We start from the raw sequence: 22,888 nt of genomic DNA on the forward strand, positions 1-22,888 counted from the left end.
AGTACGTGGCAATGAAGGATGTCTACTTAATGGGGGAAAGAACGCAGTATACTTGTAACTCCAATTAATCCTTATATTTTTATCAATTTTGGAACGAAGGATCGTAGAACATGATATGGTTTATATGATGATAACTGTACTCAAATTCATATAGAAATGTAATGGAGGAAACACAATGAATTATGACAAAGCGCAGCGAAAGCAAATAAATAAAGTAGTGGAGTTTATTGAAGATCATATAGATGAAAATCTTTCGCTAGACCAGTTAGCTAAAGTATCTACGTATTCTCCTTTTCATTTTCAACGATTGTTTAAAGGGATCATTGGCGAAACACCGGCTGGCTATGTGAAACGTCTTCGTCTTGAGAATTCTGCACATATGTTGATATATGAACAGCAGATCCCGATTACTCAAATTGCGTACATATGCGGTTTTGCGTCTCTATCATACTTCACTTATTCATTTAAAGCATATTTTAATATGAGTCCTAAACGGTGGCGAGATGGTGCTTATTTAGAACGGTTCCCCAGAGAGTATGATAGCAAGAAATCTAAACTTTTAAGCACAAATACGAAAGTAGAAAATGATCAAAACCCTTATACTGAATTTAAGTGGCTAGACTTATCAAAAGTGAAAATCGTACATTTTCCAGCGTGCACAACTGTTAACAGGCATAATATTGGCTCTTACATGAATGGAATACCAGACGCATGGGAAGATATTTATCGATGGTCAAGTGTGCGAGGGTTAATCAAACAAAATACAATGATCTTCGGTGTCCCAAGGAACAATCCGTATATCACACCTCCAGAAAAAAGTCGCTACGATTGTCGTATAACCATTCCTCATGGTGAAGAGGTCAGACGGGATGACGAAGAAGTATATCCTTTTAGTGGTGGGAAATATGTGTTGTATGAGTTTGACGAGCCTGTCAGTTATCGTGAAAGAAGTAAACTGATAGAGTGTTACTCAGAGTTGTATAGCTTTTGGCTGCCCAAGAGTGGCTACAAGTATTTAGGAAATCCGATTGAACTTGTTGTAATTGAAGAAGTAAGGGGCACATTAACTCTTACTTGTAAAATCAGTGCAATAGCTTTAGCCATTGAACCAAAATAGACCGGAGGAATTGTATGTTATTTAATGTGAGTGAACTTCATTATATGGCAATTATCGCAGGTGGATTCTTGTACATGATATATGGAACCATCTATTATTCGATATTACTAGGGAAGAATAAAGAGGGTGGGCAAAGTGAAGGCCCATTGAAATATATTATCTCAGTTATCGTTGCATTTATTAGTTCATTTTTTGTTGCCCTACTCGTCCAAGTCTCTAGCGCTGAAGGATTAATAGAGGGGGCAGCTGTAGGTATTATCATTGGGATCCTCATTATGATTGTTTATTTGAAAAATACATTATTTGGACTTGTAACGAAAAAAGCTTTTTTACTTGTTATAGGCGACCACCTTATCATTTTTACGTTACTAGGAGCGCTGCACGGTCTTTTACAATAATATCAGAAACAATTGTTGTAGGTTTTGATAGGGTAATTAGCTACAAATCAGTCAATGGTTCGTTCTAAAAATAGGCGCTTTCCTTTTTAAGGATAAGCGCCTATTAGGCATGAAATCCATAATACTTAACGACAACAAATTATCTATTTATCCAACCTAATAGGCGCTTTATGATATTCAGTTATTTCCTAATTTATAAGTAAAGAAAGGCAGAATGCACGAAAGTTAATGCGTTCTGCCTTTCTTAGTCTTTAAAATTCATAATAACGACGAAGTAAATACGAAATCCATTTACAATGAGGATGATTTCGAATATTTTCTAGTAATCCTTTCACAATAGCAGGACTTAAAGTTGGTTCAAGAAGCTGTTGCTTTAGCAGGATTAACGATTCTTTTTCAATCGACTCATCAATTTCTTCAATTTTTTGCTCGATGTTTTCGAGTATTTGTTCCTTCGTTACGTCTTCTTTCGTTGGATGGTTAATCATTTCAACAAGATCTTGTGAAATAAATGGGATGGTAGTATGTCTTGCTAGTAAATTTGTTTTTTCCACAAGGGATTGAGACAGTAACTCCAAATCTAAAGGTACGTTATAGAATAAAAATAACTGTAAATAAGTACTCATGAAGCCTTTGATACAATAAATCAAATCATATTTGATCAGTTCGACTTCTTCTCTATATAAACGTTTAATCATTGATAAGATAATTTTCTCGTTTAATTGATTATAGTTATGCATTCTTTCGATTAGTACTTCATTAAATGACAGTATTTGCTCTTTAATAAGAATTTTGGCGAAATCAGAATGCTTATGAAACGTATGAAACATGGTGTAATAAAATTCGTATAAAAGTTTTTTATCATCATTTGTGTTTCTGACCGTATAGTCAATATCAGAAGTGATTTGCATCATAAAATGATCAATCAATGCTAAAATCAATTCGTCCTTTGACTTGAAAGATAAGTAAAAAGAGCCTTTGGAAATCCCGCAATGTTCTGTTATTTGTTGAACAGAAGTGGCTTCAAAGCCTTGTTTTGCAAAAAGATCTAACGCCTTTTCCATAATTAATTGTTTTTTAATCATTATTTATATCGCTCCTAGATACCCTATCGTTGACAAATGACTCACTAGTCATTACTATAAATAAATAAGCTTGATAAGTCAATTTAAGGTGGGTGTAATAGTGAAAGGGTTAGTCAATTTTGTCTTAAAGAATAAACTAGCGGTATGGCTGCTTACTATTATCATTACAGTATCTGGTATTTATTCAGGTACAAAAATGAATATGGAGACGATTCCTAATATATCGATTCCTTACTTAATGGTCATGGACGTATATCCTGGAGCAACTCCTGAAAAAGTAATGGAAGATGTGTCCATGCCGATAGAGAAAGCGGTAGAAAATCTTGAAAACGTGAAATCCGTTTATTCAAATTCCTATTCTAACATGGCAAGTATTCAAGTGGAATACGAATACGGTGTGGATATGGACGAGGCGAAACGTGCCTTGCAATCTGCGTTAGATGCAGTGAAATTACCAGAAGGAGCACAAGAGCCGACAACTACAGCGATTAGCATGAACATGATGCCAGTTGTTGCCTTAAGTGTAAGTAGTTCAAAAGAAGATATCGTTGAATTAACGTCAACGGTAGAGGAAAGTTTACTGCCAAAAATCGAGAAAATCGATGGTGTTGCGTCGGCAGCGATTACAGGTCAGCATATTGAAGAAGTAGACCTTACGTATAACAAAGCAAAAATGACTGAACTCGGCTTAACAGAAGATCAAGTAAAGCAAATGATTCAAGCGAGTAACGTAGCTGTTTCACTAGGTCTTTACGAGTTTAAAGCAGGAGAACAAGCCGTAGCAATCGACGGTAAGTTCATGACAGCTGATGAATTAAAGAATATGCTTATTCCGGTAACACCAACAGCTGCAAGTCCGTCACCATTTGTGAAATTGAGCGATATTGCTACCATTGATGTAGTTGGTAAAGTACAATCCGTTTCACGTACAAATGGCAAAGAGGCTATTGCGATTCAAATTGTCAAAGGGCAACAAGCAAACACTGTTGATGTTGTAAACAGTGTGAAGAAGTTAGTGAAAGAAGAAAAGGCAAAATACGATGGTCTTGTCATCGATGTAACGCTTGACCAAGGTGCACCAATTGAAAAATCCGTTTCAACGATGATTGAAAAAGCGTTATTTGGTGGTTTAATTGCCGTATTAATTATTCTTCTATTCCTACGTGATTTTAAATCAACGATTATTTCGATCGTATCGATTCCCGTTTCAATTTTCATGGCTTTACTGATATTAAACTGGATGGATATTACGCTAAATATTATGACACTTGGTGCGATTACGGTTGCCATCGGTCGGGTAATTGATGACTCCATCGTAGTCGTTGAAAATATTTATCGTCGTTTACATTTAAAAGAAGAGAAGTTAACAGGTCGCGCACTTGTACGTGAAGCGACAATTGAAATGTTCAAACCAATCATGTCATCTACATTAGTAACAGTTGCGGTATTTGCGCCACTTATCTTCGTTGGTGGTATGGTCGGCGAGCTATTCATGCCGTTCGCATTAACAATGGCGTTTGCGCTTTTTGCTTCATTAATTGTTGCGATTACAATCGTTCCGGCACTATCTCACTTCTTATTTAAGAAGAAGTTATATGGTGAAAAAACCGAAAGTAGCCATAAAGAGGCTGGTAAATTAGCGAAATGGTACAAAGGGGTCCTTAATCGGGCACTGAATCATAAAGTGATTACTTCCCTAATTGCGATTGTTTTATTAGCTGGTAGTTTGGCGTTAACGCCTTTAATCGGCTTTAGTTTCATGGGTAGTGAAGAAGATAAAGTGATGTACTTAACGTACACACCAAAAGCAGGCGAGCTTAAGGATGATACATTAGCAAACATTCATGTTGTCGAAGAGAAGTTACTTAAACGTGATGATATTGATATTGTTCAAGTTTCTGTAACAGATAGTGGCGATCAGATGTCAGCGATGATGGGTGGCGGAGCAGGCGGCGGATTAATGTACTTAATCTTTGACCCGGAAATGGATAACTTTCCAGAGGTTCGCACAGAAATTGAAAAGTATGTGACGAACATTGGTCAAACAGGCGAATGGAAGAGCCAAAACTTCTCATCTATGTCGGGATCGACAAATGAAGTAAGCTACTCATTTTATAGTGAAAATCTAGATAAACTAAATGAAACGGTAAAACAAGTAGAAGACGTAATGAAGAAAACGGACGGTTTAAAAGATGTTTCTTCAAGTGCAGAAGATGCCTATGTTGAATATACGTTCAACGTAGCACAAGATGAATTGCTGCAGTATGGGTTAACAACAGGGCAACTCGTCATGATGTTAAGCCCAGCAAAAACACAAGATGTTTTAACAACGGTTGAAAAAAATGGTGATACATTAGATGTAATTGTTCAGCAAGAACAAGCTGCACAACCAGAATCAATCGATGATATTTTAGCAACACCAGTACCGGTAGCGCAAGGCAATACAATGCCACTTTCTGAGCTTGTAACCGTGAAGAAAGGGACAACTTTAAATACACTTGCACGTAGTAAAGGTGAATACTACGCAACGGTTTCAGGGGAAATCATTGGTGATGATATTTCCAAAGTAACAGCTAAAGTAGATAAAGAGATTGATCAATTAGATTTACCTAAAGGTGTTACAGTGGATGTTGCTGGTGTAACGGCAGACATGACTGAAACATTTACACAACTAGGTGTAGCTATGGCTGCAGCAATTGCGATTGTGTACTTCATCCTTGTGGTCACATTCCGTGAAGGTGTCGCGCCATTTGCAATCCTATTCTCGTTACCATTTGCAGTGATTGGTTCATTTGTTGGTTTATTAATCGGCCATGAAACGATCTCAGTCTCTGTTATGATGGGTCTATTAATGTTAATCGGTGTCGTTGTAACGAATGCCATTGTACTTGTAGACCGTATTATTCATATGGAACGTGATGGTATGAATATGCGTGAAGCGATTCTTGAAGCTGGCGTAACGCGTCTACGTCCAATCCTCATGACCGCAATCGCAACGATCGGTGCATTAATCCCATTAGCGATTGGCTCAGGCGGCGGTGGATTGATCTCCAAAGGCCTTGGTATTACAGTAATCGGTGGTCTAGCAAGTTCGACGTTATTAACATTAATTGTTGTACCAATCGTTTATGAAATCCTATCGAAGCTATTCAAGAAAAACCGTAAAGAAGTAGAAGAGAACTAATGGTTTAAGCCCTACAAGAACATGATCTTGTAGGGCTTTTTAAACCCCAATTTGAGGGGGACTAAATTTAATACGAACAGGTAGATCAAACATGCTACATCAGTTTGGAGACGCCTAGTATGCGTTCAAAATAACGACCTGTTTGATTGTGTGTCAGCTCATGCTATAATGAGAAACTTAGGATAGTTACGACTTTTGCTCATGATTGAACGGATGCCAAGAAAAGCCTCCGCTAAAGCGTAAATATGGAGGTGTTAGAGAATGAATAAACGATGGACGATCAGTAAGATTAAAGAATTTGTTGCGAACAATTCGGAAAGTAAGTTACTATCGACGGAATATCACGGTTTTTCGCAAAAGTTACTATTTAAATGTGCATGTGGTAGCAATTTTGAAAAAACATTTACGAAATTTAAAAATAATAACCAACGTAAATGTGAAGTGTGCCAACCGACAAAAGCGTCACGCTAAACGTATAGCGAATAAACGAAGTGCCGATTTCTATTAAGATAGAAGTTGGCGCTATTTTTATTGAAAAGAGACCGAGGCTTATCCTAAAGACAGGGCAGCCTCGGTCTCATCTGATTAATTCACTTCATATTCCCTCACATTGCGCTCGACAACTCTTGCTCCTTTTGCGCTAATGAATGATCCGGACGCTGTTGTGAACACATTGCTCGCTATGACTGCATCCATAGCCGTTTTCACTTTTTCTACGTCAACGGGTTCAATTGGATCGGCAACGGAAAGTGTTGCTGATTTACCGCCTTCGGTTAGAAACAATAATTCTAGTGTTTTTGCCATTTTCTTCACCCCTTTCATTTTTTAAAAATTAATTGGATAGAACCGTTGTCCCAATTTGAGCGACTTTTGAGAGAGGATGCATTTGTAACCCTGCGATTGCTTGAGTTGCCACTAAAATATCATCTGACGCAGCATCTGTTTTTACATTGGAAAATGATTTACGCTTCACAATCGGTATGCCTTTTTCATCCATGCCTGTTTCAAACTCTAAACGGATTGTTACAGCTTCAAGAATTTCAATTGCCACGTTGCTCACCTCCTTTCACTTTCTTTATAAGCGTTAAAGCAGAAAAAGTAGCATCGGGGGGGAAGTTTTTAAACGAGTTTATAGATTGAATTCCGCCTTTTTTAAAATTAATATCTGAAAACTTTAACTTCAATCAGTAGTTGCGGCCCAGGCTGCAGCGAGTTAATTTCCAAAGGTCTTGGTATTACAGTAGTCGGTGGTTTAACCAATTCGACGTTATTAACATTAATTGTTGTACCAATCGTTTATGAAATATTATCTAAGCTACTCAAGAAAACCGTAAAGAAGTAGAAGAGAACTAATGGTTTTAGCCCTACAAGAACACGATCTTGTAGGGCTTTTTTATTTAGATGAAAGTTATATCCGTTAAAAGGAATAACGCATAGAATCAAATAACTCGATGCGTTAATTTTATAATTCATTAAACCATTCATCATCGACAGGTTCTAACCAATCCGTTTCTCCCGGTGTCATTGCTAAGTGTACAAACCAACTGTCTTTTGTCGCACCATGCCAATGTTTTACATTCGGCGGAATATTCACCACATCTCCCGTTTTGAGTAACTGAGCTGTTTTTCCTTCTTCTTGATACCACCCCTCACCACCTGTAACTAACAAAACTTGTCCAACTTTATGAGCGTGCCAGTTATTGCGAGCTCCTGGAGCAAAGGTTACATTCCCGATTGATGTATTGAGGGGCGCCGGATCGGTAAACACCATTTGTAAGTATGCATCCCCGATAAAGTTTGCTTCAACTTTTTGTCCTAATGGAAAGATTGTGCTATTACTTAATTGTTCATTTGTCATTTTTTTAATACCTACTTTCTTTAACTTTTCTGTATTTAACTTTGTCTAATTAAAAAATGATTATTCATACTTCATCCATAGCCCAGCTCCTTCAAAACCATCACAACTCTACTTTTTTACAGTATATCGAAGCCAGATACTATCATCACAAACAGGCTCGACACTTTTAAGTGAAAATGCTACAGGCGCTTTTGGTGGTAAATAGTCTGCCTTTTCAAAGAGTGTCACAGTACTCGGTTCGCCATCAGTCACTGGTGCCATCACGATGCTTAATTCATCTATTAATTCTTCCTGTAAAAATGCCCAGTTGATAAAGCCACCACCAGATAGCATGAGTACCTCAATCTCAAATAACGATTTTAGTTTTTCAACAGCTAACGTACAGTTTAAGCGATCGACACCAGCAAAAATATAGGAGATTTCATACTTTTGTAAATACGCGATATAGGCATCAGACACCTTATTTGTCAGTACTTCAATAATGTGTGCTCTCGGTCTTTTCATGTAATCAACATAATTTTGTGTCCATCCTAGCTTGCCAGAAGGGTCAACAGAGACAATATACATTTTGGCATTTTGCTTTGCGACATAATCTGTCCGGGGATAAACAAGAGCATTTTCATCAAGCTCTGGTTGATGCCCCTTCGTAAAATTCTCCTCCATTGTGACACGTCCGCAAAGCCATGCATGTGGCTGAAATGTAGCATTTGTACGCTCATATTCTTGATCTGCCAACCTTATTTCAGGTAATTTCATAAATGGACCTGCAATTTTCCCGTTTAACGATGTCATCATATGACAAACGATATAAGGACGATTAGCACTTTTTACATCATATTGTGTGCCCATTTTAAGACCTCCACTATTAAAATTACATTAACCGACTTGTACTGTTGGACGAACAATTATTTCATTGATGCCTACCTCTGCTGGTTGCTCGATAGCAAATGCGATTGTATGGGCAATATTGTCCGCTTCAATCGCCACTTGGTAGAAATCATCTAGGCCTGCTCTCATTTCTGCATCTGATGTAGTGTCTAATAATTCACTGCTAATAGCCCCTGGCGAAATATTTGTTACACGGATATTTGTACCACTCATCGCTTCTTCTTGACGTAATCCTTCAGAAATGGCTCTTACCGCATGTTTTGTACCACAATATACTGTTCCACCTGGATAAATATTGTGTCCTGCTACTGAAGAAAGGTTGATAACATGACCTGATTTACGTTCTCTCATGGAAGGTAGCACTGCTGCAATTGCATAAAGAACCCCTTTAATGTTTACGTCAATCATCTGATCCCATTCCTCAATTTTTTTCTTGAATAGGAAAGCTTGTGGCATAATGCCCGCATTATTCACCAACACATCGATTTTTCCAAACTGTTCTAGCGCATATGCAGCTAGTTCTTCCATTTGTTCATGGGAAGTCACATCAGCCATTTTATAAATCGCTTGCCCACCATCGTTTTGAATCTCTTCTTGTAATTTTTTTAAACGGTCTTCACGACGAGCTGCTAGGACCAGCTTTGCACCTTGAGAGGCAAGTTTTTTTGCAGTAGCTTCTCCAATCCCACTAGATGCACCCGTAATAAGGACAACTTTATCTTGAATATTAGACATCCTATTTAACATCCTTTCTTAAATAAATGAGTCTTTAAATTTTTATTTTTACTCTTCTATTTGGCCGAAGGTAGTTAAGTTTGATTTCGACAAAAAATACATATTGATGCATTAATGCTCATCTGTGTATAATGTAAAATAAAAACAGGGTGTTTTCAATGACCAAATGACCACGATTCGTGCATTAGCGCACAAATCGATTCATATTGTGCAATTATTTTTAAGAAAGTTTGGTGACTCTCACAATGTCTAAAGTAGATAGAAGAATACTCAAATCGCAAGAAGCGATAAAAAACGCTTTTGTTGAACTGATGTCTGAAAAAAGTTTTGATGAAATCACGATGCAGGATATTGCCGACAGAGCAAATGTTGGTCGAAGAACCATCTATCTTCATTACATGGATAAATATGATCTACTAGATAAGCTTACAGAAGAACATATTAACGAACTAAGTAAACTGTGCGAATTGGCAGCTGAAATGAATTATATAGATGCCGAATTGTTATGGTTCGAATATTTTGAGCGCCATTATTTATTCTTCTCAACGATGTTAGCGAGTAAAGGGGCTCTTTATTTTCGTAGTCGGTTCCTTGAATTTGTCCTCGAAGAGTTAAAGAATGAAGTGGATATAAAAGAAGGAAAAAATCATGGCGAAGATGTTACTCTTCAATTTTTTGGAGCAGCGATCGTAGGTGTAGTGGAATGGTGGTTCAAGAATGGAAAGCCTTACTCACCTCAAGTGATGGCAGAACGAGTGGGGAGTTTGTTAGATAGGAATCTATAGTTATGCCATATGGAAAGAGTTAAAAATCATATCGAATATTAATCAGGAGGTAGAAAATGGAGTTAAGAGTACTGCGGTATTTTCTGACAGTTGCACGTGTAGAAAGTATTACTCATGCAGCTGAAATTTTACATATAACACAGCCCACATTAAGCAGACAATTGGCGGATTTAGAAAAAGAGTTAGGAGCTCAACTACTTGTACGTGGAAAAAGAAAGGTATCGTTAACCGATGCTGGTATGCTTTTATGTCAGAGAGCAGAAGAAATTCTTACGATTTCTGATAAGACAGAGAAAGAATTTAAAGATCAGAAAAATCTAGTTGGAGGAACAATATCTATAGGCAGTGTTGAATCACTGACATCGCAAGTTTTATCTAAATTGTTAAAAGCATTTTACAATGAATATCCACAGGTAAGTTATCATATTTTTAGCGGAACAGGGGATGATATAAAAGAAAAAATAGATAAAGGAGTACTCGAGGTCGGAATTTTATTAGAGCCTATCAATATTGAAAAATATGATTTTATCAGATTGCCACTAAAGGAACGATGGGGAATTCTTACAAAGACAACGTCTCCTCTTGCAGAGAAAGAATATGTGACTCCAAAGGATCTTATTGGAGTGCCTTTATTCATTTCTAGTCGAACTGTAGTACAGAATGAAATTGCTAGTTGGTTTTCCGATGAATATTCTCAATTACATTTTGTAGCTACCTATAACTTAATTTCAAATGTAGTTAATCTTGTGGAAAATGGTATGGGAACGGCAATCTGTATTGAGGGTGCTCTTATGATGAAGGATTCTGAACATCTTTGTTTTAGACCGTTTCATCCTGAACTCAAAGTAGGCTGTGTCATTGTTTGGAAAAAACACAAGATTTTTAGTCCAACTACTACTCGCTTTATTCAATTTATCAAACATGCCTTACAGGCATAATAAAGCATAGATTATAGGTATTGGATATAGTTATTTATGTGGTGCTAATATAAAGGTGTAAACGGATTCAGCCTTTTATTATTGCCGATAAATAACTTTTTTATTTTGTAAAAAAGTTATTGGACTAGTTATGTTATGGAGGTGAATAAGGTAAAAGAAATTTTAAGCAGCGGTTATGACATAGAGGGTAAATCTTGTTTTAGAATTTATCTTTAAGCACAATGGAATAATTAATTTTACTCTTTTATTTTTACTTTTTTGTATCAGCGCTTTCTTAACATAACTAGCATTCAAGTTGGAATCGTCTGAAGTACACAGAGGGAACAGCCATAAATAAATACCAAACATACATATTCTTTTTGAATGCGTACTCATTGTAATAATTTACAGTTGATCAGTTATATTAGCAAAAATTTTAAAGAGAGAGGGCATTGTTGTATGAGCAAAAAATATGAAAAATTAGCTCAGGATATCGCAGACAAAATTGGTGGCAACGAAAATGTTTCGACACTAACCCATTGTATGACCAGACTTAGATTTGCACTAAACGATAATCAAAAAGCGGATCTAGAAGGTGTTAAAGCGTTAGAGGGTGTTATTAATGTCGTCGAAAGTGGAGGACAATTTCAGGTTGTCATTGGGACACATGTGGAAGAAGTCTACGAAGAAGTCATTAAGCATTTAAAACCCTTAGAAAATTCCGAGGGTAAATCGTCTAAAAAGAATAAAGTAGGTCTTTTAGACAAATTAATAGATTTTATTTCCGGAACGTTTAGTCCAATTGTTCCAGCTATTGCTGGCGCAGGGATGATAAAAGCACTTTTAGCTTTACTCCTTTTGTTTAATTTGATTTCAAGAGATTCCCAGACCTATTATGTAGTGAATTTTATAGCCGATGCCGCTTTTTATTTCTTACCGTTTTTGTTAGCTTATTCAGCTGCAAACAAATTAAAATGTAATCCTGCCTTGGCAATGGTGCTAGCGGGAATATTACTACACCCTAATTTTGCGCAATTAAATACAGCTGGAGAGGCAGTGGAGATCTTTGGAATGCCTATGAGACTTGTTTCATATGGCTCATCTGTTATTCCAATTCTATTAATCGTTTTCGTGCAGTCTTATATAGAACGATTTGTAAAAAAAATAATTCCAGATGCAATAAAAATTATCTTTGTGCCGATGATCACCATTTTCGTAACTGCAATCTTAGCTTTAACAATAATAGGGCCACTCGGTTCTTTTGTCGGAGATTATATGGCGATGGGATTTGAGTTTTTAGGATCTCAAGGAGCTTGGTTGGTGATTTTCTTAGTTGCTACCCTTTGGCCAATACTCGTTATGTTTGGTATTCACCATAGCATTGTTCCTTTATCTTTAGCACAAATAACAACAGCAGGATATGAAAATATTTTAGGTCCAGGAGCCATCATTTCAAATATTTCACAAGGTGTCGCTGCATTAGTTGTAGGTTGGAGAACGAAAGATACATCATTTAAACAAATCGCAAATGCTAGTGGAATTACAGGTTTGATGGGAATTACAGAACCAGCACTTTACGGTGTTAACTTACCTAAAAAATATCCTCTAATTGCTGCTATGATTGGTAGTGCTTGTGGAGGGCTGTACGCAGGATTAATGGGAGTTTCACGTTATGCAACAGGTGCGTCAGGTATTCCAGCCATTCCACTTTACATCGGAGAAAACATTTGGAATTTGTATAGCATATTAATTGCATTAGTAATTACAGCTGTTGTTACTGCAGTAGTGACCTATGCCTTAAGTCTTAAATATGAAAAAGATACACCTAAGCAGAAGGAAAATAGCAAAGATGATAAAACACTGAGAATTAAAGATACAGTAATAACAAATCCAATTAAAGGTCAAATTGTTGCATTAAAGGATGTAAAGGATAATGCCTTTGCCTCAGAAGCGATGGGGAAGGGAATTGCGATTGAACCAAGTGAAGGAAAAGTGGTTGCCCCTTTTAGTGGGAAAATTGTTTTACTATTTCCTACGAAACATGCAATTGGTTTATTATCGGATGACGGGGTTGAGATACTTATCCATGTTGGATTGAACACAGTTGAATTGAATGGAAAGTATTTTGAAGCACACGTTGAACAGGGTCAAAAAGTCACCAAAGGACAGACTTTACTGACGTTTGATTTAGAGAAAATTAGACAGGCAGGATATGTAACTCAAACCCCGATTATTGTTACGAATACTCACAATTATTCTGATGTGATAACAAATAACAGCAATCGAAATATTGATTTTAATAATGAATTGTTAGTTTTAAAAGGATAACATTATTTAATTAAGGAGTGTATGTAAAATGACTTTAAGAAAAGATTTTCTGTGGGGAGGAGCAACTGCTGCGAACCAATGTGAAGGTGGATATTTAGAGGGGAATAAGGGATTATCTACGGTAGATGTTATTCCAGCAGGTAAGGACCGCGTTTCTGTAATGAAAGGTAAAATGAAAATGCTAGAATGCGATGACCAGCATGATTATCCAAGTCATGAAGCCATTGACTTTTATCATCATTATAAAGAAGACATAGCTTTATTGGCAGAAATGGGTTTCAAATGCTTCCGATTATCTATTGCGTGGACTCGAATCTTTCCTAATGGCGATGATGCAACACCAAATGAAGAAGGTTTGAAATTTTATGAAAATGTTTTTGATGAATGCTTGAAATATGGTATAGAACCTTTAGTTACAATCACTCATTTTGATGTACCTATACATTTAGTAAAAACAATCGGTTCTTGGAGAAGCCGTAAAATGGTAGATTATTATGAAAGACTATGTGAAACCATCTTCACTCGTTATAAAGATAAAGTAAAGTATTGGCTTACTTTTAATGAGATCAACATGTTATTACATCTACCTTTTGGGAGCTCGGGATTAGTGTTTGAAGAAGGAGAAAATGAAGAAGCTGTAAAATATCAGGCAGCCCATCACCAATTAGTGGCAAGTGCAAAAGCAACTGAAATTGCCCATAGAATAAATCCTGAATTTAAGATAGGTTGTATGTTAGCAGGTGCCAGCACGTATCCTTATACATGTGCTCCAGAAGATGTATGGAAAGCCATGACAAGAGATCGTGAACATTACTTCTTTGTTGATGTGCAATCCCGTGGGGAATATCCGAATTATGCAAAAAAGATGTTTGAAAGAATGAATATACACATAGAAATGCAAGAGGGTGATGTGGAACTTCTAAAGAAAAATACAGTAGACTTTGTTTCATTTAGTTATTATGGATCACGATTAACAAGTGCTGATCCAGAAGTAAATACACAAACCGCTGCTAATCTATTTCCAACATTACGAAACCCATATTTAAAAGCAAGTGAATGGGGATGGCAGATTGATCCACTTGGGCTTAGAATTACATTGAACGCATTATATGATCGCTATCAAAAACCATTGTTAATAGTGGAAAATGGATTGGGAGCCGTAGATACACCTGATGAAAATGGGGATATCGAAGATGAATATAGAATCGAGTATATTCGTGAACATATCAAAGCATTGAAAGAAGCGGTAGAAGAAGATGGCGTGGACTTGCTAGGCTACACTACCTGGGGATGCATTGACTTAGTAAGCTCTAGTTCTGGAGAGATGAACAAAAGGTACGGGTTCATCTATGTGGATAAAGATAATGATGGAAACGGAAGTATGAGACGAAGTAAAAAGAAGTCATTTCATTGGTACAAAAAAGTAATAGCTAGTAACGGTGAAGATTTAGAATAAAGACTTAAATAATAAATTTCAGGTTTAAAGGGGCTTTTGCAAAAGACTGATCTTTACGGGCAGACCATATGTGTATAAAAAATCAGCCCTTTTAAATAAGTGGCACGGGATTGTTACTACAAGCAGGCAAAACTTAAATCGCAGAAATTAAGCACGCTTTGTGTCTTCAATTCTAGTGATTTAGGTTTTTCCTTTTTTGCTAAAATCAATTTAGCTTTAACGAAGTAACTTAAAATGATAGATGGAATAACATGAGATCTTTTACTCAAGGAGGAATGCAAATTGGAACGCCTATGGACAAAATCGTTTATTCTCATGACCGTAGGGATGTTTTTCCTATTCACAGCATTTTATATGTTGTATCCAACATTGCCACTGTTTATTAAAGAGATGGGTGGCAACGAATCACAGGTCGGTCTGGCAATGGGGGCTTTTATGCTGTCTTCTGTTATTTTTCGCCCGTTCGTCGGATGGCTGTTGGACCGGTTCGGTAGGCGCCCGTTTATCGTCTGGGGACTGCTATTCTTCGCTATAGCAATGTACATGTACAATTGGATTGGCGGAATCGCTGTTTTAATGGTCCTCAGAATATTGCATGGGGTGACTTGGGCCGTTTCCACAACCGCGATTCTCACCGCGGTTACGGATTTGATTCCGTCCAAACGCCGCGGGGAAGGTCTAGGGTGGTCTGGGATGGCGATGACTTTAGCTATGGCAATCGGTCCGATGTTCGGTCTATGGGTTGCACAGAACTTCTCGTATCATTCTTTATTTCTACTAGCAGTTGGAATCTCTGCCGCAGCTCTGTTCTTAACGTTTGGAGCCAAAACGTCTTTTAAGCCTCAAACGAGGGCAAGGAAAATCGAGCTTTTCGAAAAATCGGTCTTGCCCGTTATGGCATCAATCTTTTTGCTGTTTATCGCTTATGGCGGCATTACCACCTTTGTACCGTTGTTTGCCGACTCGATCCAGGTCAATTCCGGGACATTCTTTCTCGTTTATGCAGCCGCGCTTGTCCTAATCCGTCCCATTGCGGGGAAACTTTCAGACCGGTACAGTGAGACGTTTGTTATTATACCTGCACTAGTGATTACGGTTTCGGCTTTGATTGTCTTGAGTTTCTCGACCAATTTGTTCGGCGTGATCATTTCGGCGGTTATGTACGGGATTGGTTTCGGTTCCGCGCAACCTGCTCTTCAAGCGGCAACGATCCGTCTTGTCAGTCCAGAACGTACAGGGGTAGCCAATGCTTCATTTTCGACTGCTACCGATCTCGGAATCGGACTTGGTGCAATCATACTAGGTTGGGTTTCCCAGTACACGAGCTACCAAGTATTGTTCACGGTCAGTGCCGTGTCGGTCGTGTTTTCCCTGTTGCTGTTCATTTTCTTTGTAAAGCGTTTGTTGAAAAGCAAAGAGCTTAGCCAACTTAAAACAGGTACTCTATCCTAAAAATAGGTTAACCGCTGCATCTCGCAACAAAGTATGGCGGCTCGGTGAACCTTACCATAAGTAAATAAGGTTTTTAAGTAAAGGTGTCTCCTAAGACTAGATAAAACGGAATACACTATATGGTGGGATAATTTTGGTGGAAATTTCAACAAAATATTAGATACCTAATCGTTCGCTAACATGTGAAGACCATTGGAGAAAATTCTCTGATGGTTTTTACTACTATGTAAACAATGCAGTGAAGGAATTCCTGTATAGATAGTAGTAGGATAAATAATAGGTAAAATACACGTTCATTTTTGTTAAACAGAAAAATAGTAACGGTAGTTTCCTTGAATAAGTATGTTTCTATTTAGGAACAAGTATGCTGTAATAGTGATAGAACAATCGTTCATCCTGTTCTAAGTAGTCAAAGAAGTGAGGAATTGATCGTGAAAAAATTTAAGAAGTTTTACTTAGAGATTACAAGTGTATGTAATCTTGCATGCAGCTTTTGTCCGCCAACAGAACGGCAGAAGCAATTCATTTCTGTGGAGGATTTTTCTAAGAGATTAGACCAAATTAAACCGCACACAGACTACATTTATTTACATGTAAAAGGTGAGCCATTGCTCCATCCTAAAATAGGCCAATTGTTAGACGTAAGTCATGAAAAAGGGTTTAAAGTTAATATTACAACCAATGGAACATTAATTAATAAAAAGAGAGAAAAATTATTAAATAAGCCTGCGCTAAGACAAATGAATTTTTCACTCCATAGCTTTGATGGCCATATTGGTTCTAAAGATAAGGAAGGGTATGTGAAAAGTATCCTTTCTTTTATTAAAGAAGCAACGAGTCAATCAGAAATGATTGTTTCCCTGAGATTATGGAACCTTACACAAGACAATACGACGAATATTGAAAGAAAACGAAACAGAGAATTACTAGAAATGATTGAGAAAGAATTTGATTTAGACTACAAAATTGAAGAGAAGGTCGTACCAGGAAGCGGCGTGAAAATTGCGGACCGCATCTTCATCAATCAAGATTACGAGTTTCAGTGGCCTGCGTTACATGAAGAAGAAGATGATGGGAAGGGCTTCTGCTATGGCATGCGAAATCAAGCAGGTATTTTAGCAAACGGAACTGTTATTCCTTGCTGTCTAGATGGTGAGGGAGTGATCAACCTTGGAAATATTAATGATGATTCATTTTCTGATATTATCGAGATGGATCGAGCAAAAAAACTTGTAGACGGTTTTTCACGAAGAGTGGCAGTGGAGGAACTATGTAGAAAATGCGGATATCGCAAAAGGTTTGGAAAATAGATAGGCAAATGGCTAGGATTTAGTAAGTTAGATGAAGTCATTCCAACTCATTATCTCATTTAGATATAACGCGAAATGCTTGGAAAATAAAACGAATCATTAGAAAATGATTATGTTAGATCGTATTAAGAGGCCGAGGCTGTCCTAATTACAGGACAGCCTCGGCCTCTTTTAATTAATTCACTTCATATTCACTCACATTGCGCTCGACAACTCTTACCCCTTTCGCGCTCATGAATGATCCGGACGCTGTTGTGAACACATTGCTCGCTATGATTGTATCCATAGCTGTTTTCACTTTTTCTACGTCAACCGGTTCAATTGGATCAGCAACGGAAAGTGCTATTGATTTACCGTCTTCGGTTAGAAACAATAATTCCAGTATTTTTGCCATTTTCTTCACCCCTTTCTTTCCTTCGAAAATTAATTAGATAGAATAGTTGTCCCGATTTGAGCGACTTTTGCAAGAGGGTGCATTTGTAACCCTGCGATCGCTTCAGTTGCCGCTAAAATATCATCTGAAGCAGCATCTGTTTTTACCTTGGAAAATGATTTACGCTTCACAATTGGTATGCCTTTTTCGTCCAAACCCTTTTCAAATTCTAAGCGGATCGTTACAGCTTCAAGAATTTCAATGGCCACGTTGCTCACCACTTTTCACTTTCTTTATAAGCGGTAAAAGATAAAAAGTAGCATCGGGAAAAAGTTTTTAAAAGGGTTTCTAGATTGAGTGATTGTATCCCGACTTTTCTATGGAAAAGGGGCGGTTTTTACATTTGAAAATAACTAACTTTGTTTTAACCCCGTTCTAAAATCAGAACAGGGTTATGCGTGTTTGTGGTTTTAAAATTAAAGAGCTATATTGTCTTACAAAAGCGACTAGCATTTATATAACATTTATACTCACAACCCGAATTTAATTTGAAAAAAATGGTGTTATATAAGGGGTTTTATTAATAGATTATTAAAAAAATGTTATAGATTAACAAGATGTACCGTTATTTACAATTATCAAAAATTAAAATCAGTTAATATGAGATTTAAATCGATGGTATCCAAAAGAGTACACTGATAATGGTACTTTCTTATATTCACGGATGCATTAGATGAGAGTAATTTAGGATATAAATCGAAAAAATTTGGAGGTGTCTAATGTTATTGAGAGAATAATAATAACAAATTTTAACATGGTTCGAACGTTAATATTTGTAATTTTCAGAATGTGATAAAAAGCAATATGCGTGTAAATGAATCATCTATCGTAACATAAAGCCAATTAGTAGAATTTGTTGGACTAATATAAAGGGAGAAGAGATATGGAAGCATTAAAACTTAATGAAGAACCTCGAAAACATAATGAAAAGGAAAGTAAACGTAACAAGACCTCTATTTATCGAATCGTTTGGAGATGGCATTTTTACGCAGGACTTATATTTTCCCCATTTTTAATTATTTTGGCTTTTAGTGGTGCAGTATATTTATTCAAGCCACAAATAGAATCCTTTCTATATCAGGACCTCTACTATGTGAAGGAGAGTCATTCATCTCTGATTTCTCCTTCAGAGCAGATAAGTCTGGTAAAAGAAAAGTACCCTGAAGGGATTGTAAATTCGTATAAAACGTATGATGACCCATTACGAACATCAGAAATTAGTATTTCTAATGCTGGCCAATCACTTTCGGTATTTGTAGATCCATATACAGGTACAATAACTGGATCGCTAAATTCAGAAAAGAAATTTACAGAGATATTTAAAAAGCTGCATAGCGAATTAATAATAGGTGGTACATTCGCCAACCGCTTGGTGGAACTTGCTGCATGTTGGTGTGTAATCTTGCTTATAACTGGTCTATATATATGGTGGCCTAGAAATAAGGCGTCTATCTGGGGGACTATTCTACCTAGATTCAACAAGAAAGGCCGGATATTCTGGAGAGATATGCACGCTGTTCCTGCCTTTTGGTTATCGATATTTGTTTTGATTTTAATAGGGACGGGGCTTCCATGGTCAGGAGTAATGGGTGAACAAATAAACCGTTTCGCTACTGCTACTAATACAGGGACTCCTCCTTATGCGTACAGTTGGGATGCAAAACCAGAGTCTATCATTAGAACGAAAGATGTTGCACAAGATGGACCATGGGCAACTGAAAATTTGGCAGTGCCTTCTTCTGAAACAAGTAGTTATTCGACTATTTCACTGGAAGACGTTTCTTATATTGCTGGAAATAACAAGGTGGCAAAGCCTTATACCATATCTATGCCACAGTCTGAAAAAGGCGTATATACCGTCACAACTTCCCATACAAAACCAGGAGATAACGCGACATTAAACATTGATCAATATAGTGGAGCGGTATTAACAGATGTTCGCTTTAACGATTATGGAATTACGGCAAAGGCCATAACAGTCGGCATTGCATTACATGAAGGAAGATTATTTGGATTAGCCAATCAAATCATTGGTCTCATTGTATGTATGGGATTAATAGGGGTGGTCATTAGTTCATTTATCATGTGGAAAAAACGTAAACCTTCTGGTAAATTAGGTGCTCCTTCTAAAGTTCATGATAAGAAATTAACTAGAACTGTATTTTTTATCATGCTTGTATTAGGAATAGTCATGCCGTTAGTTGGTATTTCTATAATTTTGGTGTTTTTATTAGATCGTTTTGTTCTACCTAAATTTAAGCCGTTAAGAGGATGGATAAATTAATAGAAGAAGAGAGGATATTTGAGTACCATGAGAAAATATATTTTCATACTATCTGCATTTATACTTGTTTGTATGATTAGTGGATGTAATGCAACTAGCAGTTCCTCTCAAGAAAAAATGCAAGTGATTGAAGCGGACATCATACTATCTGATGCTGTTTCATTGAACCAAGAATGTATATTCAAAGTTCATGTAACGCAGGGATCAAGCAATGTAGATGATGCACAAGATGTTCAATTTGAAATTTGGAATGCTACTACTCAAGATAGTGAAATGCTTCAAGCTGATTTTACAGGTAATGGAACATATACTGTTTCTAAACAGTTTAGTAAAGATGGAATCTATTATGTTCAAACTCATGTCAATGCCAGAGGACTTCATGTCATGCCTAAAAAACAACTTATTGTTGGGGAAGTCTCAGAAGAGGAAATAAATGCTTTAAGAGAAGAGCCTGTTAAGAAAAGCAATCATCAGGGTCATCATCATTGAACGATTGATTTAGATAAGAGAGATGTATGACAACACCGGTTTATTTTCCCCCATTATTATGGGTTATCCAGTTACAGTGGCAGGGGAAATTCCTGCCTTTTTCTTTTAGGAGAAAAGTTTCACCCTTGATATTTATAGAAAAGAAGTCTTTCAATTACTTTTAGAAATGCTCCAGGTGAACGAATCTCGTCCAATGGTGCATGTATGTTCATTAGTTTTGACAGCAATCTACCAAGTTCACCAATTTTTCACATGTTTTATCATGCGTCTACTTGTTTTATCTTCTAAACTTAAATATTCTTAAAGGAAATCTATATGAAAGCGAGGAAACCAAAGCAATGAAAATATTGAACTACATAATGTTTCTCCTCGTTTTATCATTATTCATGCCCGCTGTGTCTGTTGCAGAAGGCACTTTACAATCTAAAATCGACGAGGCACAAAAGGGTGCCACAATTGAACTAAATGAGGGGGAATATGAGGAAACATTGGTAATTACCAAGCCAATAACCTTAAAAGGAAAAGGTGAAGTCCTTCTTCGATCTTGTCAATCTGATCCGGTAGTTACAATGAGCGGTGAGTCAGTTACTCTAAAAAATATTAAAGTGGAACACTGTGGAGATGAAAAAGAAGATACAGCCATTTATGTTACTGGTTCCAATCATAAACTGGAGGGACTTGCTATTGAGACGACGCGTTTCGGTATTAGACTTGATCATGCGAATGGCGTAACGATCCAAGATAGCGAGATTGTTGGCAGGAAGCAAGGCAATGGGATTGATTTATGGAAATCCAATCAGAATACGTTTGAAAATCTTAAAATTACCAATGTTACGGATGGAATTTATTTGGAGCAAAGCAATGGGAATACTATACATAGGAATGATATCCAAATATCCCGTTACGGTATGCATCTCATGTTTTCAAATGAAAATGTACTTGACGAAAATGCATCTAGAGCGAATATAACAGGGACAATGTTAATGGAATCAAAGCGGACAGTCGTTAGTAATAATAAATTTTTGTCAAATAACAAAAGTGTGAATGCACAAGGACTGTTAATTTATTTGTCTATTGACACTGAAGTGATTGGAAATGAGTTTATCTCCAATCGTGTAGGCATTTTTATTGAAGAGGCTGAAAATAACCGAATAGATTCCAATAAAATCAAGGACAATTTTATCGGGGTACAATTTAAAAAATCGAACGGAAATAATATAATGCGTAATACATTTGTTGGAAATGTCAATGATGCACAGGCAATAGAAAGTGCAAATAATCAAGTTAATGGGAACTATTGGGATGCAGCAAGCAAGGTTGATGTAAATGGAGATGGCAAGAGTGAAATTGTCTATAGCGCTGATCCGTATTTTCTTACTTTGACAAACGCAGTTCCAGAATATCAGCTATTTTTCCAAGCACCAGGGCTTATCCTGTTACAAAATATATTGAAAAGCCCGGCTGACCAATTGCTTACAGACTCAGCCCCTTTAATGAACATGACGATAGAAGTCGAAAAAGAAAGATCAACGAGTTTTAGTTTATGGATCATAAGTGTAGTAATGATTTTATCCAGTTTTAGTCTATTTATATTTGGGAGGAAAAGAAGATGAAGAAAAAACTGTTTAGTTTTATTGTGTTGGCAGGATTAATAATGATTCTTGCAGCGTGTGGAAATGATAAAGCGCAACCAGTTGCTATTAATGAAGCAACGGACACTTGCGAAACATGTAATATGGCTGTTATTGACAACCAATATGCTACCCAGATCATTTTGGAAAACGGAAAATCTATGGTTTTTGATGATGTAGGTTGTATGTACGAATGGGTAACTAAACATGAAAATGAAAAAATTGATGCTGAATTTGTCCGTGATTATCATGATAAAGAGTGGATGTTAGTGGACGATGCAACTTATGTATATAATCAATCGGTTAAAACGCCAATGGCTTATAATGTAATATCATTTAAAGATAAGGCTACTGCAGAAGAGTTTGCTGCGGAAAATGAAGGCAGTACGATAATGACTGCCAATGATTTAGCTGGCCATGATTGGAAGCAAAAGCAAGACAAAGCGAACCATTTACATTCAGACGGTGCAAAAGATGATCATAGCCATTCTCATTAATAAATAGAGGGCCGGCTCCGTTTTCGGACGGTCCCTTTTTC

At 36.9% G+C, this 22,888-nt stretch carries 22 protein-coding genes; 14 read left to right on the top strand and 8 right to left on the bottom strand.

The features are described 5' to 3' along the window. The first annotated feature begins 175 nt into the window (after window positions 1-175). Both ACIQZI_RS01525 and ACIQZI_RS01530 read left to right on the top strand, forming a co-directional pair. The gene (locus tag ACIQZI_RS01525) at window positions 176-1,117 is read left to right on the top strand and encodes an AraC family transcriptional regulator (protein WP_403068491.1); all 942 of its coding nucleotides are present in this window, start codon (window positions 176-178) and stop codon (window positions 1,115-1,117) included. 14 nt (window positions 1,118-1,131) lie between these two features. Then, window positions 1,132-1,515 carry a DUF1761 domain-containing protein gene (locus ACIQZI_RS01530; RefSeq protein ID WP_403068494.1) on the top strand — a complete coding sequence of 128 codons (384 nt, stop codon included), beginning with the start codon at window positions 1,132-1,134 and terminating at the stop codon, window positions 1,513-1,515. 251 nt (window positions 1,516-1,766) lie between these two features. On the opposite strand, the gene ACIQZI_RS01535 is transcribed toward ACIQZI_RS01530, so the two are convergent. Beyond that, window positions 1,767-2,600, bottom strand: a complete 834-nt coding sequence (locus ACIQZI_RS01535) for a TetR/AcrR family transcriptional regulator (RefSeq protein ID WP_403068497.1) — start codon at window positions 2,598-2,600, stop codon at window positions 1,767-1,769. 100 nt (window positions 2,601-2,700) lie between these two features. Between ACIQZI_RS01535 and ACIQZI_RS01540 the strand changes: the two genes are divergently transcribed. After that, entirely contained in the window at window positions 2,701-5,784 is a 3,084-nt protein-coding gene (locus tag ACIQZI_RS01540) for an efflux RND transporter permease subunit (RefSeq protein WP_403068500.1), read from the top strand. Window positions 5,785-6,045: 261 nt separating this feature from the next. Beyond that, window positions 6,046-6,255, top strand: a complete 210-nt coding sequence (locus tag ACIQZI_RS01545; RefSeq protein ID WP_062176249.1) for a hypothetical protein — start codon at window positions 6,046-6,048, stop codon at window positions 6,253-6,255. A 114-nt stretch (window positions 6,256-6,369) separates the two neighbouring features. On the opposite strand, the gene ACIQZI_RS01550 is transcribed toward ACIQZI_RS01545, so the two are convergent. The 5 genes from ACIQZI_RS01550 to ACIQZI_RS01570 all read right to left on the bottom strand — a co-directional run bounded on the left by ACIQZI_RS01550 (window position 6,370) and on the right by ACIQZI_RS01570 (window position 9,265). Continuing rightward, on the bottom strand, window positions 6,370-6,588 hold the full coding sequence (locus tag ACIQZI_RS01550) for a DUF2922 domain-containing protein (RefSeq protein ID WP_403068504.1): 219 nt from the start codon (window positions 6,586-6,588) through the stop codon (window positions 6,370-6,372). Between the two features lie 28 nt (window positions 6,589-6,616). Next, window positions 6,617-6,835: a DUF1659 domain-containing protein gene (locus ACIQZI_RS01555; RefSeq protein WP_403068507.1), complete on the bottom strand. Its 219-nt coding sequence runs from the start codon at window positions 6,833-6,835 to the stop codon at window positions 6,617-6,619. Window positions 6,836-7,246: 411 nt separating this feature from the next. Then, window positions 7,247-7,642 carry a cupin domain-containing protein gene (locus tag ACIQZI_RS01560; protein ID WP_403068510.1) on the bottom strand — a complete coding sequence of 132 codons (396 nt, stop codon included), beginning with the start codon at window positions 7,640-7,642 and terminating at the stop codon, window positions 7,247-7,249. 108 nt (window positions 7,643-7,750) lie between these two features. Beyond that, on the bottom strand, window positions 7,751-8,491 hold the full coding sequence (locus tag ACIQZI_RS01565) for a dihydrofolate reductase family protein (protein WP_403068513.1): 741 nt from the start codon (window positions 8,489-8,491) through the stop codon (window positions 7,751-7,753). Between the two features lie 27 nt (window positions 8,492-8,518). Then, the gene (locus ACIQZI_RS01570; RefSeq protein ID WP_403068516.1) at window positions 8,519-9,265 is read right to left on the bottom strand and encodes an SDR family oxidoreductase; all 747 of its coding nucleotides are present in this window, start codon (window positions 9,263-9,265) and stop codon (window positions 8,519-8,521) included. 245 nt (window positions 9,266-9,510) lie between these two features. Between ACIQZI_RS01570 and ACIQZI_RS01575 the strand changes: the two genes are divergently transcribed. From ACIQZI_RS01575 to ACIQZI_RS01600, 6 genes are all read left to right on the top strand, one after another. Continuing rightward, the gene (locus tag ACIQZI_RS01575) at window positions 9,511-10,050 is read left to right on the top strand and encodes a TetR/AcrR family transcriptional regulator (protein WP_403068519.1); all 540 of its coding nucleotides are present in this window, start codon (window positions 9,511-9,513) and stop codon (window positions 10,048-10,050) included. A gap of 56 nt (window positions 10,051-10,106) precedes the next feature. Next, a complete protein-coding gene (locus tag ACIQZI_RS01580) occupies window positions 10,107-10,988 on the top strand; it encodes a LysR family transcriptional regulator (RefSeq protein ID WP_403068522.1) in 882 nt (293 codons plus the stop codon). Between the two features lie 438 nt (window positions 10,989-11,426). Beyond that, window positions 11,427-13,295, top strand: a complete 1,869-nt coding sequence (locus tag ACIQZI_RS01585) for a beta-glucoside-specific PTS transporter subunit IIABC (RefSeq protein WP_403068525.1) — start codon at window positions 11,427-11,429, stop codon at window positions 13,293-13,295. A 28-nt stretch (window positions 13,296-13,323) separates the two neighbouring features. Beyond that, a complete protein-coding gene (locus ACIQZI_RS01590) occupies window positions 13,324-14,751 on the top strand; it encodes a 6-phospho-beta-glucosidase (protein WP_403068528.1) in 1,428 nt (475 codons plus the stop codon). 282 nt (window positions 14,752-15,033) lie between these two features. Beyond that, complete coding sequence (locus tag ACIQZI_RS01595) at window positions 15,034-16,203, top strand: MFS transporter (protein ID WP_403068531.1); 1,170 nt, start codon at window positions 15,034-15,036, stop codon at window positions 16,201-16,203. Window positions 16,204-16,634: 431 nt separating this feature from the next. Then, window positions 16,635-17,513 (top strand): radical SAM/SPASM domain-containing protein, encoded by an 879-nt coding sequence (locus ACIQZI_RS01600; protein WP_403068534.1) that lies wholly within the window; start codon window positions 16,635-16,637, stop codon window positions 17,511-17,513. Between the two features lie 175 nt (window positions 17,514-17,688). On the opposite strand, the gene ACIQZI_RS01605 is transcribed toward ACIQZI_RS01600, so the two are convergent. Together ACIQZI_RS01605 and ACIQZI_RS01610 are read right to left on the bottom strand one after the other, a co-directional pair. Then, the gene (locus ACIQZI_RS01605) at window positions 17,689-17,907 is read right to left on the bottom strand and encodes a DUF2922 domain-containing protein (protein WP_403068537.1); all 219 of its coding nucleotides are present in this window, start codon (window positions 17,905-17,907) and stop codon (window positions 17,689-17,691) included. Between the two features lie 29 nt (window positions 17,908-17,936). Beyond that, window positions 17,937-18,155: a DUF1659 domain-containing protein gene (locus ACIQZI_RS01610; protein ID WP_403068540.1), complete on the bottom strand. Its 219-nt coding sequence runs from the start codon at window positions 18,153-18,155 to the stop codon at window positions 17,937-17,939. A gap of 674 nt (window positions 18,156-18,829) precedes the next feature. On the opposite strand from ACIQZI_RS01610, the gene ACIQZI_RS01615 reads away from it, so the two are divergent. The 4 genes from ACIQZI_RS01615 (at window position 18,830) to ACIQZI_RS01630 (ending at window position 22,847) form a co-directional block, all read left to right on the top strand. Beyond that, entirely contained in the window at window positions 18,830-20,230 is a 1,401-nt protein-coding gene (locus ACIQZI_RS01615) for a PepSY-associated TM helix domain-containing protein (RefSeq protein WP_403068543.1), read from the top strand. Between the two features lie 72 nt (window positions 20,231-20,302). Further along, complete coding sequence (locus ACIQZI_RS01620; RefSeq protein ID WP_403068546.1) at window positions 20,303-20,719, top strand: FixH family protein; 417 nt, start codon at window positions 20,303-20,305, stop codon at window positions 20,717-20,719. A 386-nt stretch (window positions 20,720-21,105) separates the two neighbouring features. Next, complete coding sequence (locus ACIQZI_RS01625; protein ID WP_403068549.1) at window positions 21,106-22,332, top strand: right-handed parallel beta-helix repeat-containing protein; 1,227 nt, start codon at window positions 21,106-21,108, stop codon at window positions 22,330-22,332. Beyond that, the gene (locus ACIQZI_RS01630; protein ID WP_403068552.1) at window positions 22,329-22,847 is read left to right on the top strand and encodes a nitrous oxide reductase accessory protein NosL; all 519 of its coding nucleotides are present in this window, start codon (window positions 22,329-22,331) and stop codon (window positions 22,845-22,847) included. Before ACIQZI_RS01625 ends, ACIQZI_RS01630 begins: the two co-directional genes overlap by 4 nt. Window positions 22,848-22,888: the final 41 nt, after the last annotated feature.

It is taken from the genome of Peribacillus sp. NPDC096379 (genome assembly GCF_044762875.1).
Classification (GTDB): Bacteria; Bacillota; Bacilli; order Bacillales; family DSM-1321; genus Peribacillus.